This window comes from Haloechinothrix alba (genome assembly GCF_900188115.1).
GTDB classification, from domain to species: domain Bacteria; phylum Actinomycetota; class Actinomycetes; order Mycobacteriales; family Pseudonocardiaceae; genus Haloechinothrix; species Haloechinothrix alba.
Window position 1 is genome coordinate 80,263 of sequence record NZ_FZNW01000007.1, and the last position, 15,471, is coordinate 95,733.

General features: G+C 72.6%; 14 protein-coding genes. 5 read left to right on the forward strand and 9 right to left on the reverse strand.

From position 1 onward, the window contains the following. Nucleotides 1-16: 16 nt before the first annotated feature. Genes CHB84_RS08150 through cobU form a run of 3 tightly spaced genes read right to left on the reverse strand, consistent with a single transcriptional unit; the run spans nt 17 to nt 2,488 of the window. Nucleotides 17-778 (reverse strand): adenosylcobinamide-GDP ribazoletransferase, encoded by a 762-nt coding sequence (locus CHB84_RS08150; protein ID WP_089300919.1) that lies wholly within the window; start codon nt 776-778, stop codon nt 17-19. Beyond that, nucleotides 775-1,821: a nicotinate-nucleotide--dimethylbenzimidazole phosphoribosyltransferase gene (cobT, locus tag CHB84_RS08155; protein ID WP_089300920.1), complete on the reverse strand. Its 1,047-nt coding sequence runs from the start codon at nt 1,819-1,821 to the stop codon at nt 775-777. The genes CHB84_RS08150 and cobT overlap by 4 nt, the downstream gene beginning before the upstream one ends. A gap of 16 nt (nt 1,822-1,837) precedes the next feature. Beyond that, a complete protein-coding gene (gene cobU / locus CHB84_RS08160) occupies nt 1,838-2,488 on the reverse strand; it encodes a bifunctional adenosylcobinamide kinase/adenosylcobinamide-phosphate guanylyltransferase (RefSeq protein ID WP_245818626.1) in 651 nt (216 codons plus the stop codon). Between the two features lie 245 nt (nt 2,489-2,733). Here cobU and CHB84_RS08165 point away from each other — a divergent pair, with 245 nt between their 5' ends. From CHB84_RS08165 to CHB84_RS08175, 3 genes are read left to right on the forward strand one after another with little or no spacing between them, the layout of a single operon-like run. Next, complete coding sequence (locus CHB84_RS08165; RefSeq protein WP_089300922.1) at nt 2,734-3,675, forward strand: alpha/beta hydrolase; 942 nt, start codon at nt 2,734-2,736, stop codon at nt 3,673-3,675. Further along, nucleotides 3,672-4,652 (forward strand): cobalamin biosynthesis protein, encoded by a 981-nt coding sequence (locus tag CHB84_RS08170; protein WP_089300923.1) that lies wholly within the window; start codon nt 3,672-3,674, stop codon nt 4,650-4,652. Before CHB84_RS08165 ends, CHB84_RS08170 begins: the two co-directional genes overlap by 4 nt. After that, entirely contained in the window at nt 4,649-6,172 is a 1,524-nt protein-coding gene (locus CHB84_RS08175) for a cobyric acid synthase (RefSeq protein ID WP_089300924.1), read from the forward strand. The genes CHB84_RS08170 and CHB84_RS08175 overlap by 4 nt, the downstream gene beginning before the upstream one ends. On the opposite strand, the gene CHB84_RS08180 is transcribed toward CHB84_RS08175, so the two are convergent. From CHB84_RS08180 to CHB84_RS08200, 5 genes are all read right to left on the reverse strand, one after another. Next, complete coding sequence (locus CHB84_RS08180; protein ID WP_089300925.1) at nt 6,173-6,934, reverse strand: CbtA family protein; 762 nt, start codon at nt 6,932-6,934, stop codon at nt 6,173-6,175. 19 nt (nt 6,935-6,953) lie between these two features. After that, nucleotides 6,954-7,163 (reverse strand): CbtB domain-containing protein, encoded by a 210-nt coding sequence (locus CHB84_RS08185; RefSeq protein ID WP_089300926.1) that lies wholly within the window; start codon nt 7,161-7,163, stop codon nt 6,954-6,956. 216 nt (nt 7,164-7,379) lie between these two features. Continuing rightward, nucleotides 7,380-7,874, reverse strand: coding sequence for a GtrA family protein (locus CHB84_RS08190; protein WP_089300927.1), 495 nt, complete (start codon nt 7,872-7,874; stop codon nt 7,380-7,382). A 73-nt stretch (nt 7,875-7,947) separates the two neighbouring features. Next, on the reverse strand, nt 7,948-9,939 hold the full coding sequence (locus CHB84_RS08195) for an SDR family oxidoreductase (protein WP_089300928.1): 1,992 nt from the start codon (nt 9,937-9,939) through the stop codon (nt 7,948-7,950). Between the two features lie 124 nt (nt 9,940-10,063). Beyond that, nucleotides 10,064-10,276, reverse strand: a complete 213-nt coding sequence (locus tag CHB84_RS08200; RefSeq protein ID WP_089300929.1) for a hypothetical protein — start codon at nt 10,274-10,276, stop codon at nt 10,064-10,066. 143 nt (nt 10,277-10,419) lie between these two features. Between CHB84_RS08200 and CHB84_RS08205 the strand changes: the two genes are divergently transcribed. After that, complete coding sequence (locus CHB84_RS08205) at nt 10,420-10,938, forward strand: MarR family winged helix-turn-helix transcriptional regulator (RefSeq protein WP_245818627.1); 519 nt, start codon at nt 10,420-10,422, stop codon at nt 10,936-10,938. Nucleotides 10,939-10,981: 43 nt separating this feature from the next. Here the strand turns inward: CHB84_RS08205 and CHB84_RS08210 are convergent, their stop codons facing one another. Next, nucleotides 10,982-11,347 carry a DUF2784 domain-containing protein gene (locus CHB84_RS08210; RefSeq protein WP_089300931.1) on the reverse strand — a complete coding sequence of 122 codons (366 nt, stop codon included), beginning with the start codon at nt 11,345-11,347 and terminating at the stop codon, nt 10,982-10,984. 34 nt (nt 11,348-11,381) lie between these two features. Here CHB84_RS08210 and hrpA point away from each other — a divergent pair, with 34 nt between their 5' ends. Beyond that, nucleotides 11,382-15,398: an ATP-dependent RNA helicase HrpA gene (gene hrpA / locus CHB84_RS08215; protein ID WP_089300932.1), complete on the forward strand. Its 4,017-nt coding sequence runs from the start codon at nt 11,382-11,384 to the stop codon at nt 15,396-15,398. Nucleotides 15,399-15,471: the final 73 nt, after the last annotated feature.

Consider the following 15,471-nt stretch of genomic DNA (forward strand, 5'->3'; position numbering starts at 1 on the left):
GCTCCCACCCCGCGGGTTACACGGCCAGGGCGAGGAGGGCGCCGAGTGTGGCTGCTTCGAGGCAGGCGCCGAGCACGTCTCCTGTGATGCCGCCGAGCCTGCGGGTGCAGCGCAGCAGCAGGGCACCGGCGAAAAGGGCGGCCAGCGCGGCGGCGAGCGCCCCGCGCCACGGCGGAAGCCCGGCCGCCGCCGCGCCGAGCGCGGCCAGCGCGAGCATCGCCAGCGTGCTCAGGGCCGCTTGCCAGAGCGGGACCGAGCCGGCCACAGTCTCGCCGAGCCCGCCCGCGCGGGCTGCGGGTACCCGGCGCGCGCAGCACAGCACCAGGGTCTGCCTGCTCGCCAGCACGGCTACGGCCGCAGCCAGCACCCCGTGCCCGGCCGTGATCGCCCCCGCCAGCGCCGCGGCCTGCGCCAGCAGCACCAGCACCAGCGCGGCCGCCCCCATCGGCCCGGTGTCGCCGCGCCGCATGATCTCCAGTGCGCGCTGCCGGTCGTAGGACGCGCTGAGCCCGTCGGCCGTGTCGGCGAGGCCGTCCAGGTGCAGGCCCCTGCTGGCCAGCGCGAGCGCGGCGAGCACGACCGTCGCGATCAGCAGGGCGGGCAGGCCGAGCGCCTGCCCCGCCCACACCAGCGCACCGGCGAGGACGGCCGCCGGGACGACGGCCACCGGGGCGAGCAGCATCGCCCGCCGCGCCACGCGCGTGTCGATCGTGCCGGGCGCCGGCACCGGCAGCGCCGTGAGGGTGCCGACGGCCATGCGCAGGGGGTCGAACATCATCCGATGTCGAGGTCGGCCAGCGAGCCCATCCCGGCCAGCACCCCACGCGCGGCCCGCAGGGTCGGCACGGCCTGCACCGCCCCGCTGCCCTCGCCCAGCCGCAGCCCGAGGTCGAGGATCGGCTTCAGGCCGAGCGTCTTGAGCGCGAAGGCCTGGGACGGCTCGGTCGAGCGGTGGCCCGCGAGCCACCATCGCGCCGCCTCCGGGGCGATGTCGTGGGCGACGAGCGCGGCCGCGCAGGAGAAGACCCCGTCCAGCAGCACCGGCACCGCGCGCCGCGCCCCGCCGAGCACGAACCCGGCCGTGGCGGCCGCGCACGCGCTGCCCAGTGCGGTGAGCAGGTCGAACGGGTCGGATGCCCGGTCGCCCGCACGCCGCAGCGCCGCCTCGATCACCGCCGTCTTGCCGCTCAGGCCCACCTCGTCGATCCCGGTGCCGGTGCCGACGACCTCCCCGGCAGGCAACCCCAGGCTCGCCGCGACCAGCGTGGCCGCGACCGTGGAGTTGCCGATACCCATGTCCCCGGGGATGAGCAGCTGCGCGCCCGCGTCGACCGCCTCGTCGGCGATCCGGAGCCCGGCCTCGAACGCGCGGCGCGCCTCGTCGGGCGACAGCGCGTCCTCCGAGTCGATCGACCCCGAACCGCGCCGGATCTTGTGCCGGGCGACGGCCTCGGGCACCCCGTCGAGATCGTCGTCGACGGCGATGTCCACGACGTCGACCCGTGCCCCGACCTGGGCGGCCAGCACGTTCACCCCGCTGAAGCCGCTGAGGAAGGCGCGCACCATGGCCGCGGTGACCTCCCGGGGGTAGGCGGACACACCGCCCCCTGCGGCGCGCGTGACGCCGTGGTCACCTGCGAAGACCACCACGCGCACGTCCTCGAGCTCGGCGGGAGGCACGCTGCCGTGCGCGGCGGCCAGCCACGCGGCGAGCTCCTCGAGCCTGCCGAGCGCGCCGACCGGCTTGACCAGCCCGTCGAGCCGGTCCTGGGCCGCGGTGCGCGCGCGCTCGTCGGGCACCGGTATGTCGAACTCGGTCATCGAAGTCCTCGCTCCTTCACGGTCGCTGCCGCGGCAGCTCGATGGCGCGCCCGGCGACCACGAACCGCACGCTGTCCGACGCGCCCGCCACGGTGCTGTTCACCGAGCCGAGCGCATCGCGGAACAACCGGCCCGCGGGCGTCGCGGGCACCACACCGCTGCCGACCTCGTTGCTGACCGCGACAGCGGGCACGGTCAGACCCTGCCACGCCTCGACCAGCTCGGCGACGCGCTCGTCCACACGCCGCCGCCACCGCTCGTCGCCGTCCCACGCACCGGCGTCGTCCCACGCACCGGCGTCGTCGAGTACCCGCGCGAGCCACGTGGCCAGGCAGTCGACGAGTACAGGGGCACGCGCCCCGCGCAGCGCGGCAGGCAGGTCCGTGGTCTCGACCGTGTGCCAGCTCGCGGGCCTGCGCGCGCGGTGTGCCCTGACCCGTTCGGCCCATTCGGGGTCGTCGCCGTCCGGGACATGCCCGGTGGCAATGTAGACGACCTCGCGATGCCGCGACACCATGCGCTCGGCGAGATGTGACTTTCCCGACCGCGCGCCGCCGAGCACGAGCACCCTGCGAGGCGGGTCGACGGTGGCGGCCACGCGATCCAGCTGCCGCGCCAGCGCGCCGAGAGCGCCACCGGCGATGCGGCGCGCGGGTGAGAGGGGCATGGCAGGCATTGTTGCAGTGCCGGCAGCAGGCAGGGACCCGGTGGGCACTGGCGCAGTGTCCGGCCGGTGTGACCGTGGCCGCGCGCACAATTGCGAGGAGGGTGGAGCCCGCATAGTGTTGCCCCGGGCCGGCCCGGACAGCCACCACACGGGGCTGCCGGACGGGTGGCCGGGCGGGACGCTCCTCCGCCGGGCCGTGCTGGTCGGTCCGATGCACGGGGGCCACAGGACGCAGGGAGGTACGTGTGCCACTTGACCCGGTCTTCGACCAGCTGCTGAGGACCATGCCCCCGCTGGTCGGCGAATCCGACACGGTGGAGCAGGTGCGGAGCAAGTTCGCCGAGGTCGCCGCGAGCCCCGCGGTCACCGACGCGGCGCCCGCCGTCGGCTCGGTTCGCGACGTGACCGTGCGCGGGGGCGACGGCGCGGTCGGCGCGCGCGTGTACCGCCCGGACGGCGAGGGCGAGATGCCGACGGTGGTGTACTTCCACGGGGGCGGCTATGTCGTCGGCAGCGTGGACACCCATGACCTGGTGTGCCGGGAGATCTGCCGGCAGGTCGGCGCCGTCGTGGTCAGCGTGGAGTACCGGCTGGCCCCGGAGCATTCCTTCCCTGCCGGGCTCACCGACTGCGTCGGGGCCACGCGGTGGGTGGCCGAGCACATATCCGAGCTGGGCAACGACCCCGCACGCATCGCCGTGGCCGGGGACAGCGCGGGCGGTACGTTCGCCGCCGTCACCGCCCAGGAGCTCGCGCTCGACGAGGACGGGCCCGACCTGGCCGCGCAGCTGCTGATCTACCCGGCCACCGACGTCAGCAGGGACTACCCCTCCCGCGCGGCGTTCAACGAGGGCTACTTCCTGGACAGGGCGGCGCTCGAGCTCTTCGCCGAGGCCTACGTGACCGATCTCGCGCTGCTCACCGACCCGCGGATGTCACCGATCCTGCACCCCAAGATCGCCCAGCTGCCCCGGACGATCGTGGCCACCGCGGAGTTCGACCCGCTGCGTGACCAGGGGGAGGCCTACGCCGGCGAGTTGCGCGAGGCGGGCGTGGCCGTCGAGGAACTGCGTTTCGACGGCCTCATTCACGGTTTCCTGCACTTCGGACCGTTCGTGCCCGCCGCGGGCGAGGCTGTGGCCGAGATCTGCGCCTCGTTGCGGCAGGCACTCGGGGTCGCGCGGTGACGACTCGTGGCCTGCCGGCCGCGGTCGGGCTCGCCGCCGGGTACGTCGCCGACGCGGCCTTCGGCGACCCGCGCCGCGGGCACCCGGTCGCCGTGTTCGGCAGGGCGGCTCTCGCCCTCGAACGCGGTGTGTGGGCCGACTCCCGCGCGCGCGGTGCCTGCTACACGGTGACGGCGGTGACGGCGGCGACGGCGCTCGGCGTGGCCGTGCGGGTCGCGACCGCGCGGTCCCCGCTGGCGCGGGCCGCGGCGACCGCGATCGTGACGTGGGCCGTGCTCGGCGGCCGCGGGCTCGCCTCCGAGGGGGAGTCGATGGCGGGGCTGCTCGACGAGTCCGCATCGGACGGTGACCTCACCGCGGCCCGTGCCCGGCTTTCCCACCTGTGCGGCAGGGACGCGCGCGAGCTGGACGCCGACGGGCTGGCTCGCGCCGCGACCGAGTCGATCGCCGAGAACACCTCCGACGCGGTCGTGGCACCGCTGCTGTGGGGCGGCGTCGCGGGCGTGCCCGGCATGCTCGCCTACCGCGCGCTGAACACGCTCGACGCCATGGTCGGGCACCGGTCGCCCGGCTACCGCCGGTTCGGGTGGGCCAGTGCGCGCGGCGACGACCTCGCCAACATGCTGCCCGCGCGGTTCAGCGCGACCGCCACGGCCGCGTGCGCGCCGCTCGTGGGCGGGCGCCCCCGCGCTGCCCTACGCGCGTGGGCGCGGGACTCGGCGCGACACCCGAGCCCGAACGCCGGCCCTGTCGAGGCCTCCTTCGCGGGCGCCCTCGGGGTGCGGCTCGGCGGGCTGAACCGCTACGGCGAGGCCGTCGAGGACCGCGGCGAGCTCGGCACAGGACCGGCCCCGGGGCCCGGCGACCTGCGCCGCTCGGTCCGGCTGTCCCGCGCCGTCGGCCTGGCCGCGCTGGCCGGTGGCTGCGTGGCCGCGCTGCTGCGGGAAGCCGTGGCGGAACGGGGGGTGCGGCGGTGAGCGGGCTCCTGGTTGCCGGGACCACATCGGACGCGGGCAAGAGCCTCGTGGTGGCCGGGATCTGCCGGTACCTCGCCAGGCAGGGCTACACCGTGGCGCCGTTCAAGGCGCAGAACATGTCGAACAACTCGATGGTCTGCCCGGACGGTGCCGAGATCGGCCGGGCGCAGTGGCTGCAGGCACGGGCGGCTGGGGTGACGCCGGAGGCCGCGATGAACCCCATCCTGCTCAAGCCGGGCTCCGACCGGCGTAGCCACGTCGTGGCGCTCGGCAAGCCGTACGGCACGCTGGACTCCGGCGAGTACGCCACCGGCAGGTCCGCGCTCGCCGAGATCGCGCACGGCTCGCTCGCCGAGCTGCGCGGCCGGTTCGACGCGGTGATCTGCGAGGGCGCGGGAAGCCCCGCCGAGGTCAACCTCCGCTCCGGCGACTACGTGAACATGGGGCTCGCCCGGCGGGCAAGCCTGCCCGTGCTCGTCGTCGGGGACATCGACAGGGGAGGGGTGTTCGCCGCCATGTTCGGCACCCTCGCCCTGCTCGACGCGGCCGACCAGCGGCTGGTCGCGGGATGGGTGGTCAACAAGTTCCGTGGCGACCTCGGGCTGCTCCGGCCGGGGCTGGACAGCCTCGCCGACGTCACCGGCAGGCAGGTGCTCGGCGTGCTGCCGTGGGTCGAGGGCGCCTGGATCGACTCCGAGGACGCGCTCGCCGCGGCAGGATGGGAGCGCGACACCGCCCCGCGCGCCGGGAACGGCCGCCCGCTGTCGGTGGCCGTCGTGCGGTTCCCCCGCGCGTCGAACGCCACCGACGTGGACGCGCTCGCCGCCGAGCCCGGCGTGTCCGTCTCGCTGACCGCCGACCCGGACACCGTGCGCACCAGCGACGTCGTCGTGCTGCCCGGAACCCGCGCCACCGTCGACGACCTGCGGTGGATGCGCGAGCGGGGGATCGCCGACGCGGTGCGCACGCGTGCGGACGCCGGTGGGCCGGTGCTCGGTATCTGCGGGGGACACCAGATGCTGGCCGGAGCCATCCACGACGAGTGGGAGTCGGGTGCGGGGACGTGCCCCGGGCTGGGACTGCTACCGGCGACGGTGCGCTTTCACAGCGACAAGGTGCTCGGCACCCCGCGCGGCTCCTGGCGGGGGCATCCCGTGGAGGCCTACGAGATCCATCACGGCAGCGCCACCCTCGACGAGCGCGACGGGCGAGCCGCCGAGGTGGAGACGTTCCTTGACGGCTGGCGTCTCGGAGCGGTGTGGGGGACCACCTGGCATGGTGCCTTCGACAACGACGGGTTCCGGCGGGCCTGGCTGGCCGAGGCCGCCGCCCAGGCCGGTCGCCCGTGGGAGCCCGAACACGGCGCGCCGGGCTTCGGGCGGCTGCGGGACGCGATGCTGGACCGGCTCGCCGACGCCGTCGGTGAGCACCTGGACACCGCGGCGTTGCTCCGGCTGGTCACCGGTGGCGCGCCGGACGGGCTACCGTTCGTGCCGCCCGGCGCGCCACCGGTGGGTTAGCTAGCGTCGGCCTGCCGGGGCTCCGCCGCCGGCCCGGCCCGTCGCCGGGGCGCTCGCGGACACGTGCCCAGCCAGTGAGCGCTGCGCCAGCGCACCGAACGCCACGCCGAGCACGACCCAGAACACAACGAGGTCGCCGAGCGCGGCGACTCGGAAGTCCCACAACAGCTCACCGGGGAAGCCGTCGGCCTCCTCGAAGCCAGGTAGCAGCACGCCGGAGACCGTCACCACGGCTACGTAGCCCGCCGTGAGGCAGATGCCGGTGTTCCACCCGCCCCACCTGCCGGTGAGCCGGGTGGCGACGTACAGCGCGATACCGGCAGCGACCACCGAGATCGCCAGCAGCCCGAAGTAGGCGCCCGTGCGCGCGTTGACGCTGGCGCCCTCGCCGGCCCCCGGCGGGTTGGCGGGGTAGGCCAGGAACGGGACCAGCGACACGGCCAGGAACGCACCGGCGGCGAGCACCGCCGCGTAGGCGCGTGGGCTCCACGCTCCGAAGCGCCCGTAGGCGAGCGCGAACAGCAGGGCGAACAGACCGCCGATGGCCACACCGTAGGCGGCGTGCGCCACCAGCAGCCCGATCGTGCTCTGTACGCCCCTGCCGATCAGCTCGTCACCGTGGTCGTGCCCGTGCGCGGCCGCCTCCTCGATCTCGATCGCGGCGTCCATCAGGGGCTGGCCGACCACGTACGCGAAAACGGCCGCGACCACACCGCCGAGCAGGCCGGCGAGCAGGCCGCGGACCAGCAATGTCCGCATCATGTGAGGTGACCCCTTCCCCTCAGTGGCAGGGGAAGGCCATCAGGTGCCTCCCGTCGTGCAGGAACTCGTGCACGTAGCCCTCGGCCATCAGTGTCATCGCGTTGTTGTCCGTGCTGACGAAGTACAGCGCGGCCAGCGCGAGCACGGTGACCAGGACCGCGTACGGCAGGATCTCCCTGATCGGGATGCTGACGGGTTGCGGGGCGGGAATCGCGACCGCCTGTGTCATGATGTTCAACCTCCTCGGGCTCGTGCGGCCCAGTCGGGGCGGATCGACGGCGAGCCGGGTCTGACTCCCGTGCGGGACGGTTACAGTGGCGCGACCGTGCCGGACTCTCACCGGCTTCCGGCTGCCGTCGGACAGCGTTCCCAGCGTAGGGTGCCGGGTGCGTTCCGGGCAATGTGACTGCTCGTACCCGGTGCGGAGGGCGCGAACGCGGCGTGCTTACCGGTCCCCGCGCAGTTCGCGGGCGCGGCGGCGGGACCGGCTGGTCCGCGCGAACACCCACACGCGAAGCAGGACGAAACGCACGAGCCCGAACACCAGCGCCGCGGCGACGATCGTCGCGGTCTGCTGAGCGGCCGACGGGTCCGGCACCACCAGCTGCAGGACGGCCAGCGTCGTGGAGCTGTACGTGGCGTAGAAGGTGATGGTGACCGCGATCGCGACCAGACGCCGGAGCCTGGAGCTGCCGCGCGCGTTGAACGTGACGTAGTGGTGGAACTCGGTGTTGGCCACGGTCGTGACCACGATCGCGCTGATGTTGGCCGGGTAGGTACCGAGCGGTTCGCGCAGCAGCAGGAACAGTCCGGCGTGCATACCGGTGGCAGCCACACCCGCAGCGACGTACCACGCGCCCTGCCGCAGCAGCTGGACCAGCAGTGGTGACCGTGTGATGCGCTGCCGCACGGCTCGTGACAGCGACATCAAGGCCGGCATGTCGCCGAAGGTACACGGGCCCGGCGGCTCCCGGGAGCGCGGTCGGCGCGCCTCGCGGGTGCCGCGACGACGGTCACGGCTTGCGCCGCCACACCAGCCGGGTCATCGTGGCCGCCACGGCAGGCAGCGGCCTCCTGCCGCGGTCCGCGGCCTCCGGGGCCGATTCGGGCATGATCCGGTAGAGGGTGTTGGCGACCAGCCGGGACACCCGGGGGCTCAGGCGGCCCGCGAGCTCGGCTGCGTTGCCCGCGGGCAGGCTCAGGATCACCGGCCTGCGGACGAGGGCCTTGAGCACGAGCTTGCCCGCCGAGGAGGCGCTGATCGTGGGCAGCGTGCGGTACACCCCTGTCGGGGCGATCATTTCGGTGCGCACCAGCGGCATACGCAGCGACGTGAACGTCACGCCGTCGACGAACGTCTCGCTGCCTGCGGCGAGCCCGAACTCCTCGAGCGCGGCCTTGGAGGCGAGGTAGGCCGAGAACCGCGGCGTGTCCGTCTCCAGCCCCTGGCTGGTGACGTTGACGACGTGCCCGAACCCGCGCCGCTGCATCGACGGCAGCAGCCCGAGCACCAGGCGGACGTGCCCGAAGTAGTTGATCGCCATTGTGCGTTCGAAGTCGTGGAAGCGCTGCGTCGACAGGTGCACCGACCGGCGGATGGAGCGGCCTGCGTTGTTGACCACCATGTCCACCCCGCCTACCTCGTCGAGCACGTTCTTGACCAGGGTGTCGACCGACTCGCCGTCGGTGAGGTCGCAGGGGAACGCGTGCGCGGTTCCGCCGGACTCTCGGATGCGTTCGCACACGGCGTCGAGCTCGTCGCCGCGGCGCGCCACCAGCACGACGGCCGCGCCCTCGTCGGCGGCCTGCTGCGCGGCGGCCCGCCCGATTCCGGAGGACGCCCCTGTGATGAGCACGGTGCGCCCGTACAGGGCTCCGCGCGGGTCACGGCGGCGGGCGCGGTCGGGGTCGAGGTGCTCGGCCCAGTACCGGTACAGCGGTCCGGCGTAGTCGGCGAGACGGGGCAGCTCGATGCCGCTTCCCGCAAGCGCGTCCCTGGTGGCGGCGGTATCGAAGCGCACGGGCGTGCTCAGGTGCGGGAGGACCTCGCGCGGCACGCCGAGCTCGGCGAGCACCGACGCGACGGCTTCGGCGCCGTTGCGCCCCGACTCCACCGCCGAGAGCACCCGTTTGCCTGCCGCGCCTGCGGCGGTGCGCAGGAGGGTCGAGACCCGCTCGGGCGCCACAGCGGCGATGCGGGGCGCGCCCGCGGCGCGGGCGAACGCGTTGTAGACCTCGTTCAGTGGCTGGGGTTCGGCAGCGCCGAGGTGGTAGGTGGTCCCCGAGGGCGCCTCGCGGTGCATGAGGTATGCCATCGCCTCGACCACGTAGTCCACCGGAACCAGGTTGGTGGCACCGAGGTCGATGCCGGGCAGCGGGAGCCCGGACGGCATCGCGGCCAGCCGCGAGATCGCGGGCAGGAAGTAGTACGGCCCGTCGACCTTGTCCATCTCCCCGGTCCGCGAGTCACCGACCACCGCGGACGGCCGGTATACCGTGACCGGGGCAGCGCGCTGCCCGCGCACCAGCTTCTCCGCCTCGAACTTGGTGGCGTGGTACGGCGACGGCAGGGACTGCCCGAGGTCGAAGTCGGCCTCGGTGAAGCGCCCCGCGTACTCGCCTGCGACCGCGATCGAGGAGACGTGGTGCAGGCGCGGTGATCCGAGCCGTTCCACCAGCTCGATGAGGTTGCGGGTGCCGGTGACGTTCGCCGCGGTGTTGGCCTCCTCGCTCGCGGTGAAGTCGTAGATGGCCGCCAGGTGGACGACGTGGTCGACGGACCCGAGCGTCGTCGGGTCGACACCGAGCGAGCTCTCGGTGAGGTCGCCGGGGACGGGGACGAGGGCCCCCGGACGGTCGAGCGTGGCAGCGAGCTCGGTGAGCCGGTGTTTCGACGACGGGCGAACGAGCGCGTACACGGTCGCGGTGGCGTCCCGTTCGAGCAGCCGTGCGACGAGGCGACGTCCGATGAAACCGGTCGCGCCGGTGACGAAGTACGTGGGCATGCTCGACCTCCTGGGGCGGGAACAGGCGAGGTCGACAATACCTACTCGCGAGTAGGTAACGCTAGCCGGTCATCCCGACCGGTTCCGGTCCGACCGCCGGGTGGAGGCTCCGGAAGCCGACCGGTCACTGGGTTTGGGTGTCGTCCACGGCCTCGGTGCTGATCACCGCGTCCCGCAGGGCCGCGCGCAGCTTGCCGACGTCCAACCGGGTCAGTACCGCGGACTCGCCCGGCGGGGCGATGAGCACGACCTTGCTGTCGCTGGCGAACACCGTGATGTTCCTCCGCCTGCCTGCCAGGTCTCGGCAGGCGATCGTCCAGGTATCTCGAGCAGACATGGTGCTGATTCCTCGCGCGTCGTCCAGCCCTTTCCGACAGGTGTGACGCCGCCGTTGCGTGATCGTGACGCCACGAGGCGCATCAGTTCGGGCCGATCGCCCGGCGGATGGACGGTTGTGGGCGTGTCGCATGATCGCGCCGAATGGCCCCCACTGCTCGCCCGTCGCTGGCAGGATTGGACCCGACCAGGACGAACCGGAGGTGGGCGATGGAGCGCGGCCAGAAGCAGGCCGTCCAAGCATGGGAAGCGTTGTTCCGCTCGCAGGTCACCCTGCTGCGGCGGTTCAAGGCGAACTTCCGTACCGCCGAGATCAGTCTCTCGGAGTACGACGTGCTCTACAACCTGACCCTGTTCCCCGGTGCCCGGCTCCGCCTGAACGAGCTCAACGAGCACATCCTGCTCGCCCAGCCCAGCCTGAGCAGGCTCATCGAGCGCATGGAGTCCGACGGTCTGGTCCGCAGGGAACGTGATCCCGCGGACGGTCGCGGCACCCTCGTGGTGCTCACCGAGCACGGGTCGGTCGTGCAGCGCAGGGTAGGGCGCGCGCACGCGGACGCGATCGCCGCGTACGTCGGAGGCGCGCTCGACGAGGAGGAGCTGCGCGTCCTGGAACGGCTGTGCAACAAGCTCCGCGCCGCGCAGTCCAGCATCGCGAACTGACCGGCCGGCACCGGCCGGCACCGACCGGCACCGACAAGCACCGTCAGCCGCGAACGGCCGACCGCCTGCGCAGCAGCACGGCGAGCCCGGCCCAGGAAACGAGTACCACCACTGCCGAGGCCGCCCACAGCAGCTCGATGTGCTGCTGCGGGTACACGATGTCGGCCAGGTAGTGCTCGATGAACCCGCTGCCGGCACCGCGCTCGCCTGCCTCGGCGCGGAAGTGGTTCTCCAGCGGCGTCAGCGGGCAGGTGAACCCGAACGTGACGATCGTGACAGCCCATCCCGTGGCGATCGCGTGCGGCACGATCGCGCGGGGCCATCGCCAGGCCAGGAACCCACCGAGCAGAACGTAAGCGAGGAATGCCAGGTGCAGGCTCATGGTGGCGTCCGCGAGGACGCGGTACATGCCCTCATTGTGCCCCGATATCCTGGACCCCGGTATGTCTACATCACGACCGGCAGGGGCCGTCACCGGCAGCGGGCCCGTCACAGCCGGTGACCTCCGCGAACGCCTTGACGGCCTGCTGATCAGCGACCGGCATCGGCTGCGCCGCCGGATCGACGGGACCCGCAAGCTCTCCGACCAGGAGGCACTGCGCTCCACCCTGGCGACGATCGCCGAGGACGTCGCGGCCGCGGAGCGTCGCGTCGCCGCCCGCCGCGCCGCCGTTCCGGCCGTCGACTATCCCGCCGAGCTGCCGGTCAGCCGGCGCAGCGAGGACATCGCCGCGGCGATCCGGGACAACCAGGTCGTGATCGTTGCGGGGGAGACCGGCTCCGGCAAGACGACGCAGCTGCCCAAGATCTGCCTCGAGCTCGGCAGGGGTGTACGCGGCATGATCGGGCACACCCAGCCACGGCGTATCGCGGCCCGGTCGGTGGCCGAGCGCCTGGCGGCGGAGCTGGGCACCGAGCCGGGCGGGACGGTCGGCTGGAAGGTGCGCTTCACCGACCACGTCGGGGAGGACACCCTCGTCAAGGTCGCCACGGACGGCATCCTGCTCGCCGAGATCCAGCACGACCCGATGCTGCGTGCCTACGACACCCTCATCATCGACGAGGCGCACGAGCGCAGCCTGAACATCGACTTCCTGCTCGGCTACATCAAGCGGTTGCTGCCGCGCAGACCCGACCTGAAGGTGGTCATCACATCGGCCACCATCGACCCGGAGCGCTTCGCCAGGCATTTCGGCGGTGCGGCCGAGACGGCGCCTGTGCTGGAGGTCTCCGGGCGCACGTACCCCGTCGAGGTGCGGTACCGGCCGGTCGTCGACCCCGACGACCCGGACGCCGATCCGGACAGGGACCAGGTGCAGGCCATCAGCGACGCGGTCGACGAGCTCGTCGCGGAGGGGCCGGGGGACATGCTGGTGTTCCTGTCGGGCGAGCGGGAGATCCGCGACACGGCCGAGGCCCTGTCCGCGCGGAAGCTCCCGGACACCGAGATCCTGCCGCTGTACGCCCGGCTGACCAGCGCCGAGCAGCAGCGTGTGTTCCAGTCGCACCGGGGCAGGCGCATCGTGCTCGCCACCAATGTCGCCGAGACCTCGCTGACGGTGCCGGGGATCCGCTACGTCATCGACCCGGGTACCGCAAGGATCTCCCGGTACAGCAACCGGCTGAAGGTACAGCGGCTGCCGATCGAGCGCGTGTCGCAGGCCTCCGCCGACCAGCGCAAGGGGCGCTGCGGGCGTATCGGTCCCGGTATCTGCGTCCGGCTGTACTCGGAGGAGGACTTCGCCGCGCGACCGCGGTTCACCGACCCGGAGATCCTGCGCACCAACCTCGCCTCGGTGATCCTGCAGATGACCTCGGCCGGGCTCGGCGACATCGCCGAGTTCCCGTTCCTCGACCCGCCGGACACCCGGCAGATCACCGACGGCGTGCAGCTGCTGCGCGAGCTCGGGGCGCTGGAGGAACGCGGCGGGGGTAACGGTTCCCGCGGGGCGGGCGCGCACTCGGCCCACCGGATCACGTCGGTCGGCCGCAAGCTGGCGCGGTTCCCGCTCGACCCCCGCATGGCGCGCATGGTTCTCGAGGCAGAGCAGCACGGCTGTGCCCACCACGTGATGGTCGTGGCGGCGGCGCTGTCCATTCAGGATCCTCGGGAGCGCCCTGCCGAGCACACCGGTGCCGCCGATGCCGCGCATGCCCGCTTCACGCACCCGAGGTCCGACTTCCTCGCGCTGATCAACCTCTGGGAGCACCTGCGCGCGCGCCAGAAGGAGAACTCGAACAGCAAGTTCCGCAAGCTCTGCAAGACCGAGTTCATCAACTACCTGCGGGTGCGCGAGTGGCAGGACGTGTACAACCAGCTGCGTGAGACAGCGAAGTCGCTGAACATCGACGTGACCAAACGCGAGCTCGCCTACGACGAGACCACCGACTCCGGGTACCAACGCATCCACAAGAGCCTGCTGGCGGGCCTGCTGTCGCACGTCGGCCTGCGGGACGCGGCCAAGAAGGACTACCTGGGCGCCCGCGGGGCGCGGTTCGCGATCTTTCCCGGATCGGCGCTGTTCTCCAGCAGCCCACGCTGGGTCATGGCGGGTGAGCTGGTCGAGACCTCACGTCTGTGGGCGCGGGTGGTCGCCGGGATCCAGCCCGAATGGGTGGAGAAACTCGCCGCGCACCTGGTCCGGCGCACGTACTCCGAGCCGCACTGGGAACGCAAGCGCGGTGCGGTGATGGCCTACGAGACGGTGACGCTCTACGGCGTCCCGATCGTGGAGGGGCGCAAGGTCACCTACTCCGGCGTCGACCCGCAGCTGTGCAGGGAGCTGTTCATCCGGCACGCGCTTGTGGAGGGTGACTGGGACACCAACCACCGCTTCTTCCAGCACAACGCCGAGCTGCTGGCCGAGGTCGGCGAGCTGGAGGAGCGGGCACGCCGCAGGGACATCCTCGTCGACGACGAGGCGCTGTTCGAGTTCTACGACAGCCGCATCGGTTCCGAGGTCACTTCGGCCCGCCACTTCGACACCTGGTGGAAGAAGGTCCGGCGGCAGCAGCCGGACCTGCTGGACTTCACCAAGGCCATGCTGATCAACTCCGGCACCGCCGACGTCGACGAGAACGACTACCCGACGACGTGGCGGCACGGCAGGATCGAGCTGCCGGTGAGCTACCAGTTCGAGCCGGGAGCCGACGCCGACGGCGTGACCGTGCACATCCCGCTCGCCGTGCTCAACCAGGTCGCCGACTCCGGGGCGGAGGCGTTCGACTGGCAGGTGCCGGGGCTGCGCGAGGACCTGGTCACGGCCTTGATCAAGTCCCTTCCCAAGCAGCTGCGTCGCCACCTGGTTCCGGCCCCCGACACGGCGCGGGCCGTGCTGACGCGGCTGACACCACACGAGGAACCGCTCGGTCCGGCGCTCGCGCGCGAGCTGCGCGCGCTGTACGGCATCGACATCCCCCCGGACGCCTGGGACTACTCCCGGGTGCCAGAGCACCTCACCATCACGTTCCGGGTGGTCGACGAGCAGGACCGCCCGCTCGGCGAGGGCAAGGATCTGCAGGCGCTGCGGGCCGACCTCGCGCCGCGGTTGCGTACCGAGCTGTCCAAGGCGGGCGGCGACATCGAGCGGAGCGGCCTGCGGGACTGGACGATGGACGAGCTGCCGCGGTCGTTCGACGGCTCCGGCGATGACTCGGCCTCCGGTGCGGTGCGGGGGTTTCCCGCGCTCGTCGACGAGGGCGAGGCCGTCGATGTCCGGGTACTGGCGACACCGGCCGAGCAGCAGGCAGCGATGGCCGAGGGAACGCGCAAGCTGGTGCTGCTCAACGTGCCGTCGCCGCGCAAGGCGCTGCGCGGAACGCTGTCGAACACCGCCAAGCTCGAGCTGGCGAACAACCCGCACGGCGGGGTCGGCGGCCTGCTCGACGACTGCACGCGGTGCGCAGCGGACAAGCTGATCGCCGAGGCGGGAGGTCCCGCGTGGGACGCAGAGGGGTTCGCGCGGCTCACCGAGGTGGTGCGTGCCGGTCTGGAGTCGACGGTCGCCGAGACCGTGGAGCGGGTCCGCGGGGTGCTCGTCGCCTGGCACCGCGCGGTGCAGGCCGTCGAGCAGCTACCCGAAGCGGCCTTCGCCGAGGCCCGCGCCGATATGACCGCCCAGCTGTCCCGCCTGGTCTACGACGGGTTCGTCGCGGACACGGGCTGGCACCGCCTGCCGGACCTCGAACGCTACCTGCGCGCGATCGAGCGCCGCGTGGACAAGCTCGCGACCGCGGCCGACCGCGACACCGAACGGATGCGCATCGTGGCTGAGCTCGAGGAGGATTACCGGCGATGCCGCGAGGACCGGGCCGGGTACGGCGGTGCCGGGCCGCTCGCCGAGGTCGGCTGGATGCTCGAGGAGCTGCGGGTGAGCTTCTTCGCCCAGACCCTCGGCACCGCCCACCCCGTCTCCGAGAAGCGGGTGCGCCGCGCCCTCGACGAGGCCTGTGCTGAATGACGCTTTCACTCCGTACGGAAGGTTGAATGACGCTTTCAGTCCACGAGATGGACTGAAAGCGTCATTCAACACA

What these genes read in the sequence shown, in the direction of transcription:
- CHB84_RS08190 (WP_089300927.1), bottom strand. Translation starts at nt 7,874, where the DNA reads ATGCCGGCCTTGATGTCGCTGTCACGAGCCGTGCGGCAGCGCATCACA.
- hrpA (WP_089300932.1), top strand. Translation starts at nt 11,382, where the DNA reads ATGTCTACATCACGACCGGCAGGGGCCGTCACCGGCAGCGGGCCCGTC.
- CHB84_RS08180 (WP_089300925.1), bottom strand. Translation starts at nt 6,934, where the DNA reads ATGATGCGGACATTGCTGGTCCGCGGCCTGCTCGCCGGCCTGCTCGGC.
- CHB84_RS08200 (WP_089300929.1), bottom strand. Translation starts at nt 10,276, where the DNA reads ATGTCTGCTCGAGATACCTGGACGATCGCCTGCCGAGACCTGGCAGGC.
- cobU (WP_245818626.1), bottom strand. Translation starts at nt 2,488, where the DNA reads ATGCCCCTCTCACCCGCGCGCCGCATCGCCGGTGGCGCTCTCGGCGCG.
- CHB84_RS08185 (WP_089300926.1), bottom strand. Translation starts at nt 7,163, where the DNA reads ATGACACAGGCGGTCGCGATTCCCGCCCCGCAACCCGTCAGCATCCCG.
- CHB84_RS08205 (WP_245818627.1), top strand. Translation starts at nt 10,420, where the DNA reads ATGGCCCCCACTGCTCGCCCGTCGCTGGCAGGATTGGACCCGACCAGG.
- cobT (WP_089300920.1), bottom strand. Translation starts at nt 1,821, where the DNA reads ATGACCGAGTTCGACATACCGGTGCCCGACGAGCGCGCGCGCACCGCG.
- CHB84_RS08150 (WP_089300919.1), bottom strand. Translation starts at nt 778, where the DNA reads ATGATGTTCGACCCCCTGCGCATGGCCGTCGGCACCCTCACGGCGCTG.
- CHB84_RS08195 (WP_089300928.1), bottom strand. Translation starts at nt 9,939, where the DNA reads ATGCCCACGTACTTCGTCACCGGCGCGACCGGTTTCATCGGACGTCGC.
- CHB84_RS08210 (WP_089300931.1), bottom strand. Translation starts at nt 11,347, where the DNA reads ATGTACCGCGTCCTCGCGGACGCCACCATGAGCCTGCACCTGGCATTC.